Genomic DNA, 9,277 nt, shown 5'->3' with positions numbered 1-9,277 from the left:
CCCCCCCCCCCCCCCCCCCCCCCCCCCCCCCCCCCCCCCCCCCCCCCCCCCCCCCCCCCCCCCCCCCCCCCCCCCCCCCCCCCCCCCCCCCCCCCCCCCCCCCCCCCCCCCCCCCCCTTTTCAAGGTTAATCGTCGGCAGCGTCAGATGTGTATAAGAGACAGGCCCGGCCCCTGGCCGGGCTCGCGCGTGCCGCGGCGGCCGGGCGCGGCGGCGGCCGGCGGCTGGGCAGCCTCCTCCGGCGTGGTGACGCGCACCTTCGCCTTGTCGGTCAGGCGGGCGAAGCCGGTGGTGACGAGCTTGGCCGGGGGCTCGACGCCCGTCGTGATCACGGCGGTCGTCTCGTCCTGCTGGCCGACGGTGACGGGGACCTGCCGGACCGTCTCGTCCTCGTTGACGGCGAAGACATAGGCGCCGTTCGGCCCGCGCTGGATCGCAGCGGTCGGTGCCACGACGACATGCCTGAGCATGTCGACGAAGACGCGGACATTGACGAATTGTCCCGGCCAGAGCTGGAGCCGCTCGTTCGGGAAGCGGGCCTTGACCTTGATCGTGCCGGTGGTCTGGTCGACGACATTGTCGATGACCTCGACGACGCCTTTGTCGATGATCGTCGTGCCGTCGGAATCGAGCGCGTCGACCTCGACCGGCCCGCGCGCGACCGCGGCGCTGACAGCGCGCAATTGCTGCTGCGGCAGGTTGAAGATCATCGCGATCGGCTTGAGCTGGGTGATGACGACGAGGCCGTTCGAATCCGAGGCGCGGACGATATTGCCCTGGTCGACCTGCCGGATACCGAGGCGGCCATCGATCGGGGCGCGCACCGTGGTGTAGTCGAGGATGGCCTTGGCGTTGTCGATCGCGCCCTGGTCGGCGCGGACCTGCGCCTCGAGCTGCGCCACTGTGGAGCGCTGGGTATCGGCCTGCTGGCGCGAGCCGTAATCGGTCTGGGCGAGCTTGGCATAGCGTTCGAGATCGGCGCGGGCATTGGCGAGCTGCGCCTCGTCCTGCGCCTTCTTGGCCGTCGCCTGATCGTATTGCGCCTGATAGGTCGCGGGGTCGATCTTGGCGAGGATATCGCCCTTCTTGACGTCTTGCCCGTCCTTGAAGGCGATCTCCAGCAGCCGGCCGTCGGCCTGCGTGCGCACGGTCACCGTGTTCAGCGCCTGGATCGTGCCGACGGCATCGGCCGTGACCGGGACGTCGTCGAAGCGCGCGGGCGTTGCGATCACCGGGATCGGGCCCTCGCCGCCGCCGAAGCGCGCACGCCGGCCGCCGCGTCCCGCGCCTTGCTGGCCGCCGGCCGATACGTTCTCCCCGCTGGAGGGCATCCAGCCGCCATTATAGCTGTGCCAGCCCCAGGCGGCGGCGCCGATCAGCACGAGCAGGATGAGAAGACGCTTCATTCCGCCGCCTCGGTCGCGGTGATGGCGGCGCGGCGATCGGCCTCCGACCAGCCGCCGCCCAGCGCCTTGAACAGGTCGACATAGGCGGTCAACTTCTGCAGCTTGATCTGCGAGAGCTGGTCCTGCGCCTGGAACAGGGTCTGCTGGGTGTTGAGCAGCGTCACGATGTCGATGGTGCCCTCGCGCAGCCTTTGCTCGGTGATGGAATAGGCCCGCCGCGCGGAGGTTACCACTTCAGCCTGCAGGCGTTCATGGCGCGTGTTCTCCTGGATCGCGATCAGCGCGTTCTCGACATCGGCGAAGGCGCTGACGATCGTCTTGCGATAGGTCGCGATCAGTTCGTCGGCCGTGCCGCGTTCCAGCTCGACCCGGGCGCGCAGATTGCCGCCGTCGAGAATCGGCTGGACGAGGCCGGCCGCCGCCGAGGCGAAAGCGGCATCGGGCCGCAGCAGATTCTTGAGCAGTGCGCTTTCGAGCCCGCCCTGGCCGGTGAGCGTGATGCTCGGATAGAGCGCCGCGCGGGCGGCGTAGAGCGTCGCCTCCTGCGCCGTGAGGCGCGCTTCGGCCTCGGCGATGTCGGGCCGGCGCTGCAGCAATTGCGAGGGCAGGCCGGCGCGCACGCCGGGTACGGCGATCGCGTTCAGGCTGCCGCCCTTGATCGTGATCGCGGCCGGCGTCTCGCCGACGAGCACGGCAAGCGTGACCTTGGCCTGGCGCAGCGAGAGTTCGAGGGCCGGCACGGAAGCCTTCTGCTGCGCCACCACGCTTTCCTGCTGCGCGATGTCGAGCTGGGTCGCGGTGCCCACGGAAAGCCTGGCCTGGATGACCTTGAGCGTGCGCTCGGCCACCGCGATGTTCTCCCGGGCGATGCGCAGCCGGTCCTGCGCCGCCAGGACCTGGAAATAGGTCGTCGTCACGCTTGAGACGGCAGTGAGCGCCACCACCTCGCGGTCGAAGCGCGTCGCCTCGGCCGCGAAGCGTCCGGCATCGGCGCCCGCGCGGTTCTTGCCCCAGAAATCAAGCTCGTAGCTGGCGGAGAGGCCGAGGCTGAACGTATTGCCGATGCTTTCGCTGAACGGCCCGCGCTTGGAGCCCAGCGTTCCCGGCCTGAGGCTGCGCGAAGCGTCGGTCGAGCCGCTCAGCGTCGGATAGAGCGACGCAGCCGCGATGCGCGACTGAGCATCGGCCTGCCGGATGCGCGTCATGGCGATGGCGATGTCGAAATTGGCGCCGCTCGTGCGTTCGACCAGCCGGTTGAGCTCGCTCGAGCGGAACAGGCGCGGCCAGTCCGGCGAGACGGCCGGCGCGGCGCTGCGCTCGCCGGCGGCGAAGCTGCGGGTAACGGCGACGCCCAGATCGGGGCGCTGGTCGGCCGGCAGGCAGGCGCCGAGGCCTAGCGCGAGAGCTGCAGCCGACGAGAGACGAAGGAGGGAATGTCCGACCGCGTGTCCCGCAAGATCACGCCTGTAGCCCGGCACCATTCCGCCTTCTCCAGCCTCGATTCGAAAAGACCGCGGAATCCGACGCGACAGAGCCGCTTCTAGAGTGAACGGCGGCGGAGAGAAAGTGAATTTCTCTTCATGTTTGCGGCGGGCATTGCCGCGCGGTTGCCGGCGCGGCGGGGCGAGGCTGATCGAATGAGCCCCGGTTCTATCGCTGCAGCGCCGCCCGCAGGTCCTTGACCTGCCCTGCCGTCACCGGCGGTGCGGCATTGCCCCAGCTGTTGCGGACATAGGTCAGCACATTCGCGACATCGGCGTCGGCGAGGTTCCAGCCGAAGGACGGCATCGCCGGCGTCGTCGGCTTGGTGGCGGTGGCGGCCGCCTGGCTCCCTTGCAGCACGACGCGGATCAGCGAGGTCGGGTCGGTGCTGTTGATCCCCGGGGCCTTGGCCAGCGTCGGGAAGAGCGAGGCCTGGCCGGCGCCGGTGGAGATGTGGCAGGCCGAGCAGCGGTCGAGATAGATCGCCTTGCCGGCGGCCATCGCAGCGTCGCCGGCCGCGAGCGGCTGCGGCGCGGGCGCGCCGTCGCCCTTGATGTCCTTGAGATAGGTCGCGACCGCCTGGAGATCGGCATCGGCCCATTTGCTGGTCGATTGGGTGACCGCCTCCGCCATCGGGCCCGAGGCGATGTCGAAGCGGTTCGCGCCGGTCTTGAGATAGGCGACGATGTCCTCGGCCGCCCAATTGCCGAGCCCCTTGTGCGGATCGCTGGTCAGGTCGGGGGCGTACCAGCTCTGGAGATTGCCCCCGCGCAGGAACTCTCCCGATTTGTCGGCGCCGGTCAGGCTCTTCGGCGTATGGCAGGTGCCGCAATGGCCGGCACCGTTGACGAGATAGGCGCCGCGGTTCCAGGCGGCCGATTTCGCGGGATCGGGCTGGAATTCCTTCGGCGAGAAATTGAGCCAGTTCCACCCGATCATCGAAGCGCGGATGCTGAACGGGAAGGGCAACTGGTTCGAGACGACGCGGTTCGAGACGGGCTCGACCTTCTGAAAATAGGCCCAGAAATCGGCGACGTCCGCTTCCTTCAGCGTCGCATAGGCGGGATAGGGCATGGCCGGATAAAGGCGCTTGCCGTTCTTGCCGATGCCGGTCTTCAGGGCGCTGCGGAAATCGGCATAGCTCCAGGTCCCGATGCCGGTCTCGGGATCGGGCGTGATGTTGGAGGGCACCAGTGCGCCGAAGGGCGTCTGCAGCGGCAGGCCGCCGGCGAAGGGCTTGCCGCCCGGCCGCGTGTGGCAAGCGGAGCAATCGGCCAGGACAGCCTGGTAGCGGCCGGCCTCGATCCGGTCGAACAGGTCGGAGGCGAAGCCCTTCGCCCCGAAGATGGTGGCGGCCGCGAGGCCGGCGAGGAAAGCTGCCTTCTTCATGCTTCCACCAGCTTGCCGGGATTCTTCAGGTAGTGGTTGCGGATCGCATCCGCCGCCCAGTAGGCGAGGGCGCCGACCGGCCCGGTCGGGTTCTTGCCGGCATTCTGCGGGAAGGCGGAGGCGCCGATGACGAAGACGTTGGGCACGTCCCAAGCCTGGAGATGGCGGTTGACGGCGCTGGTCTTCGGGTCGGTGCCCATGATCGCGCCGCCGGTATTGTGCGTGCTCTGGTAGGGCACGGAGTTCCAGCCCTTCTGCAGCTTGGCGACCACGACCTGCTTGCCGCCGAGCGCGTCGGCGATCTCCTTCATGCGGTCGCTGACGAAGTTCGACATCCGGATGTCGTTGTCCGGGAAATCGAAGGTGACGCGCAGCAGCGGCCGGCCGAAGCGGTCCTTGTAGGTCGGGTCGAGGTCGAGATAGTTGCCGCGCGTCGCGTAGGAGGAGCCCTGCGACGAGAAGGCCAGCGTGTTGTTGTAGTACTGCTTCGTCGCCTTCTTCCAGGCGGCGCCCCAGCGCGGCGTGCCGGGCGGCACCGGCCGGTACTGGATCGGGCGGCCATTGGTCGGGATGCAGTTGATGCCGGCGCCGCCGACGAAGTTCAGCGGGCCATGGTCGAAGGCGTCGCCGTTGAAGTCGTCCACCGTCTGGCCGAGGGCACCCGCCGCGATGAACGGGTTCATCGACTTGCCTTCGAAGAAGACCTGCGCGCCCGCATTGGTCTGGTAGCAGTAATTGCGCCCGACGACGCCCTCGCCCGTCGCCGGATCATAGGGCTTGCCGATGCCGGAGAGCAGCATCAGCCGGACATTGAACAGGCCGTAGGCATTGAGCAGGACGAGATCGGCCGGCTGCTCGAAGGTCTCGCCGTTGACGTCGATATAGGTCACGCCGGTCGCGGTCTTGCCATCGGCCGCGAGGTTGATCTTCAGCACCTCGCATTCGGTGCGCGCCTCGAAATTCGACTTGCGCATCAGGACCGGCAGCACGGTCGTATGCGCGCTCGACTTCGAATAGTTGGCGCAGCCGAAGCGCTCGCAGAAGCCGCAGGCGGTGCATTGGCCCATGGCGATGCCGAGCGGGTTGACATAGGCCTTGGACAGATTGGCCGAGGGCGTCGGGAAGGGATGCAGGCCCTTGGAGCGCGCCGCTTCCGCGAAGAGCGTCGGCGCATAGGTCATCTGCATCGCCGGCAGCGGGTATTCGCGCTTGCGCGGCCCTTCGAACGGGTTGCCGCCGGCCTGGATCGCGCCGTTCAGGTTCCCGGCCTTGCCGGAGATGCCGGCGAGATATTCGAAACGGTCGAAGGAACCCTCCAGCTCGTCATAGGTGACGCCCCAGTCCTGGATCTGCAGGTCGGCGATCCGGTCCGTACCATAGCGCTCGGTCAGGTGCGTCTTGAGCGCGAAATCGCTCGGGAAGAAGCGCCAGGTATGGCCGTTCCAGTGCGTCCCGGCGCCGCCGACGCCGGTGCCGGGCAGGAAGGAGCCGTAGTCGCGCATCGGTAGCGCCGTCTGCGAGACGTTGTTGCGCATCGTCATCGCTTCCTGCGCCGGTTGCAGGAACAGGTCCTTGCGCACGGCATAGCGCAGTTCGTCCGGCGCGTAGGCGACGTTGAAATCGGTCGCCGTGTCACGCCAGGGGCCGCGCTCGATCGCGACCACATCGAGGCCGGCATCGGTCAGCTCATGCGCCAGGATCGAGCCGGTCCAGCCGAGCCCGACGATGACGACGTCCTTGCGGGGGAGTTTCCGGGCCATGTCTCAGTTCCCGCTCGTCTTGTCGCCGGTCTTCCATTCCGGCCGCCCGGCGATCGACAAGGGCGGCAGGGGGAAGGGCTTGTTATGGGCCGTGATGTAGTCGCGGTAATCGTAGCGGGCGCCGGGGAAGCCGATGAATTTCCAGCCGGCCATGTCCTTGTTGCCGCCATAGATCGGGTCGGCGAAGAAGCCTTCCATCGTATTCTGGAGCACGAGGTTGAAGAAGCCGGCGGCCGGCTTGTAGTCGACCTTGCCGGCCTCGAAATCCTTGAGCACCTGGTCCTGCTCGGCGGCGGCGAGGTCGAAGAAGTTCTTGCCGGCAAACTGCGCCTGCGTGTGCTTGTTCAGCGCCGCAAGGCCGGCCTTGTAGCGCGCGACCGGCGCCTCGGCGCCCTGATAGCCTTGCGTCGGCAGGCCGGCGGCGAAGGGGCCTTGCGTATAGAGCCTCTCGGAGGTGCCGTAGCTGCCGGCGAGCTGGCGGTCGATGAAGCTGGCGCAGCCGGCATCCTTGCCGCCGATGCTCAGCTCGTCGGCCGGGATCAGGCGGTCGACGATTGCCTCGACCGTGCGCGCTTCCTCCGGCGTCAGGACATACCAGCGGCCCCCGGGCAAGGGCTCGGGCGGCAGGGCGGCGAAGGGTTTCCAGGGCAGGGTGCCGGAATGTTCGGCTGCGCGGGCCCCGGGAGCCGAGGCGATCAGGACGAACAGGCCGGTGGAGGAGAGGAAGCGGCGCCGGGTGAAGGAAGCGGTGGGCGGCATCGGGCGGCCTTTTCGATCGTCGCGCGCCGGGAGGAGCCGACCCGCCATCGGCAGGCTCTGCCTGCGAGCGACCGGGAGCAATCGCAAAGCCTGCGCAGCCGCCATGCTCTGCGTACATGGAACCGTTCAAAGGTAGGGGCCGGGAGCGTGCCTCGGCGGGCTTCCGATCATGCCGCGCTTTGAAGGGCGGCTGATCACGATCAGGCCGGCCGAATTCCGCGCCTGGCTCAAGGAAACCGGGTTGCCCGACACCGCCGAAACGCGCCGGCGCATGTCGCGCTGCGCGCCGTCAAGCGCGGCCCCCCACGTCGCTTGAGGCGGCTATTCCCGGTGCTTCAACCCGTTCGCGTCCAGCGCAGGAAGGCGGATAGCCTCAGCAGGCTGTTGACGATCAGAGCATAGACCACGCGCGTGTCTCCATCTCGGGAGCCCACGATAATGCGTGGTGCTTTTAGCGTTGTTGACGCGGCGCAAGCTGCTCCGACAAATCCCGCGACCGGATCGCTCCGATGGCTTCGAGCATCCGGCGGTTCGCAGCCGGGGTCAATCGCAGGGATTTCCAAATTCTCGAGGGCCGGGAGATGGAAAGGGCTGCCTCAGACGGTTTGCGTTGTGGCTTTCAACTTCGGGATATCGGGGGCGACCTGAAACACGTCGCCCAAGCCGGCAAGGCAGGTTTCGCGGTACGCGCCCCCTCCCTGTTTCCGAGGATAACCAATGGGCTTCGGCCCAAAGGAATCAGAGCGGGCCGCCGGGATGACCGGTGGCACTTTTTCATGCGCCCATGTGCGGATGAGCGCACAAACGGAAACGGCGCGGCGAAGCCGAAACCTCGCGACGCCGCTGATGGTTCAGGATCGATCCGTCAGGCGATGGGCTGGGTCAATTCACCGTGGCGGGCGACGATCCTGCCGCGCTTGACGACGGTGCGGTCGGCCGGGCGCTCGACGATCGCCTCGCAGACGGTCTCGCCGGGCAGGATCACGAAATCGGCGGCGCAGCCGATATCGAGGCCGTAGTTCTCGATGCCCATCACCTTGGCGCCCTGATAGGTGCAGACATCGAGCGCCAGCTCCATCTCCTCGTCGCGGCGGAAATTGTTGCGCAGGCCGACGAGCGTCGCGCGCTCCAGCATGTCGCCCATGCCATAGGGGTTCCAGCTATCGCGCACGCCATCCGAGCCGCCGGCGATGACGACGCCGGCCTTGAGGCAGGCCATGACCGCGGGAGCCGGCGAGGAGGCGGGCGCCGTGGTGACCAGCGTGACGCGCTCCCTGGCGAGCTCGTCGATCAGGCGGCGGACATGATCGGCATCGGGCATGCCCAGGCAGAAGGCGTGGCTGATCGCGACCTTGCCCTGCATGCCGAGCGCACGGGTGCGCTCCAGGATCAGGTCCATCGAGAAGGCGCCCATCTCGCCGCGCTCGTGCAGGTGGATGTCGAGCGGGCGGCCGTATGTCTCGGCGAGGCCGAAGATCGCGTCGAGATGGCCCTTCGGGTCGCGATCGACCGCGCAGGGATCGAGGCCGCCGACGACCTCGGCGCCCATCGCCATGGCCTGGTCGACCAGCTCGAGCGTGCCGGGCCGGATCAGCAGGCCGGACTGCGCGAAGGCGACGATCTCGACGTCGATCACGTCCTTGAGCCGCTCGCGCATGGCCATGACGCCCTCGATGCCGGCAAGACCGGTCTCGGTGTCGATATCGACATGGCTGCGGATATGGGTGGTGCCCATCTTGATCATCTGGGCGGCGAGCCGGCCGGACTGGCGGTCGGCATCGATGCCGAATTCCCGGCGGTTGCGGCGCTCGGTCTCGATCTTGTCGATCAGGGCGGGGCCGGCGGTGTGCTCGTGCCAGCCCATGCCCCAGAAGCTCTTGTCGAGATGGGTGTGGGCCTCGACGAGGCCGGGGATCATCAGCCTGCCGCCGGCATCGAAGGTGGTGTCGCCTCCGATGGCGCCGGCGCCGATCGCGGCGATGCGCCCTTCACGGACGAGCACATCGGTCGCCGCGCCGCCGGCCGGGCGGACATTACGGATCAAGAGGGTATCGGACACGAGGCGTCTCCTTTTTCCAGGCCGTTGCGTGCAGGCTTCTTAAAGCCCGGGCGCGGCTCTGGCCCGTTAAATCATCCGATTATGATCATGCAGGAATTGAATGCGGCGGCACGGCGGCCGACGGCACCTAGAACGTCGGCGGCGTGCAGGCACTGACGATCTCGCAGGGGACCGGGCCGACGCAGCGGAAGCGGTGCGGGCGGTTGCTCTCGAAATAATAGGCGTCGCCGGGGCCGAGAATGCGGCGCTCCTCGCCGACGGTGAGCTCCATTCGGCCGCTGATGACGACGCCGCCTTCCTCGCCCTCATGGGTCAGGAGCACGCGGCCGGTATCGGCGCCGGGCTCGTAGCGCTCCTTGATGATCTGGAGGGCGCGGCCGAACAGGTTCTCGCCGACCTGGCGGAAGGAGATGCCGCCCTTGC

The 9,277-nt window shown here is 68.1% G+C and carries 7 protein-coding genes; all 7 read right to left on the bottom strand.

Going from position 1 to position 9,277, the window contains the following annotated elements; genetic code table 11:
* Positions 1–142: 142 nt before the first annotated feature.
* On the bottom strand, positions 143–1,405 hold the full coding sequence (locus JHD80_RS25605; protein WP_199093174.1) for an efflux RND transporter periplasmic adaptor subunit: 1,263 nt from the start codon (positions 1,403–1,405) through the stop codon (positions 143–145).
* Positions 1,402–2,886 carry an efflux transporter outer membrane subunit gene (locus tag JHD80_RS25600; RefSeq protein ID WP_199093173.1) on the bottom strand — a complete coding sequence of 495 codons (1,485 nt, stop codon included), beginning with the start codon at positions 2,884–2,886 and terminating at the stop codon, positions 1,402–1,404. The genes JHD80_RS25605 and JHD80_RS25600 overlap by 4 nt, the downstream gene beginning before the upstream one ends.
* A gap of 169 nt (positions 2,887–3,055) precedes the next feature.
* Entirely contained in the window at positions 3,056–4,276 is a 1,221-nt protein-coding gene (locus tag JHD80_RS25595; protein WP_199093172.1) for a c-type cytochrome, read from the bottom strand.
* On the bottom strand, positions 4,273–6,036 hold the full coding sequence (locus JHD80_RS25590; protein WP_199093171.1) for a GMC family oxidoreductase: 1,764 nt from the start codon (positions 6,034–6,036) through the stop codon (positions 4,273–4,275). The genes JHD80_RS25595 and JHD80_RS25590 overlap by 4 nt, the downstream gene beginning before the upstream one ends.
* Positions 6,037–6,039: 3 nt before the next feature.
* Entirely contained in the window at positions 6,040–6,795 is a 756-nt protein-coding gene (locus tag JHD80_RS25585) for a gluconate 2-dehydrogenase subunit 3 family protein (protein ID WP_199093170.1), read from the bottom strand.
* Positions 6,796–7,660: 865 nt separating this feature from the next.
* The gene (locus JHD80_RS25580; RefSeq protein ID WP_199093168.1) at positions 7,661–8,854 is read right to left on the bottom strand and encodes an amidohydrolase; all 1,194 of its coding nucleotides are present in this window, start codon (positions 8,852–8,854) and stop codon (positions 7,661–7,663) included.
* 127 nt (positions 8,855–8,981) lie between these two features.
* The coding region (locus JHD80_RS25575; protein ID WP_199093167.1) for a cupin domain-containing protein at positions 8,982–9,277 on the bottom strand (296 nt) is incomplete at its 5' end.

Source organism: Allobosea sp. ASV33, from assembly GCF_016428755.1.
In the GTDB taxonomy this organism is placed as follows: Bacteria; Pseudomonadota; Alphaproteobacteria; order Rhizobiales; family Beijerinckiaceae; genus Allobosea.
The sequence above is the reverse complement of the archived record's forward strand: the minus strand, read 5'-3'. Positions and strand labels throughout refer to the sequence as shown.

What these genes read in the sequence shown, in the direction of transcription:
- JHD80_RS25605 (WP_199093174.1), bottom strand. Translation starts at nt 1,405, where the DNA reads ATGAAGCGTCTTCTCATCCTGCTCGTGCTGATCGGCGCCGCCGCCTGG.
- JHD80_RS25595 (WP_199093172.1), bottom strand. Translation starts at nt 4,276, where the DNA reads ATGAAGAAGGCAGCTTTCCTCGCCGGCCTCGCGGCCGCCACCATCTTC.
- JHD80_RS25585 (WP_199093170.1), bottom strand. Translation starts at nt 6,795, where the DNA reads ATGCCGCCCACCGCTTCCTTCACCCGGCGCCGCTTCCTCTCCTCCACC.
- JHD80_RS25590 (WP_199093171.1), bottom strand. Translation starts at nt 6,036, where the DNA reads ATGGCCCGGAAACTCCCCCGCAAGGACGTCGTCATCGTCGGGCTCGGC.
- JHD80_RS25600 (WP_199093173.1), bottom strand. Translation starts at nt 2,886, where the DNA reads ATGGTGCCGGGCTACAGGCGTGATCTTGCGGGACACGCGGTCGGACAT.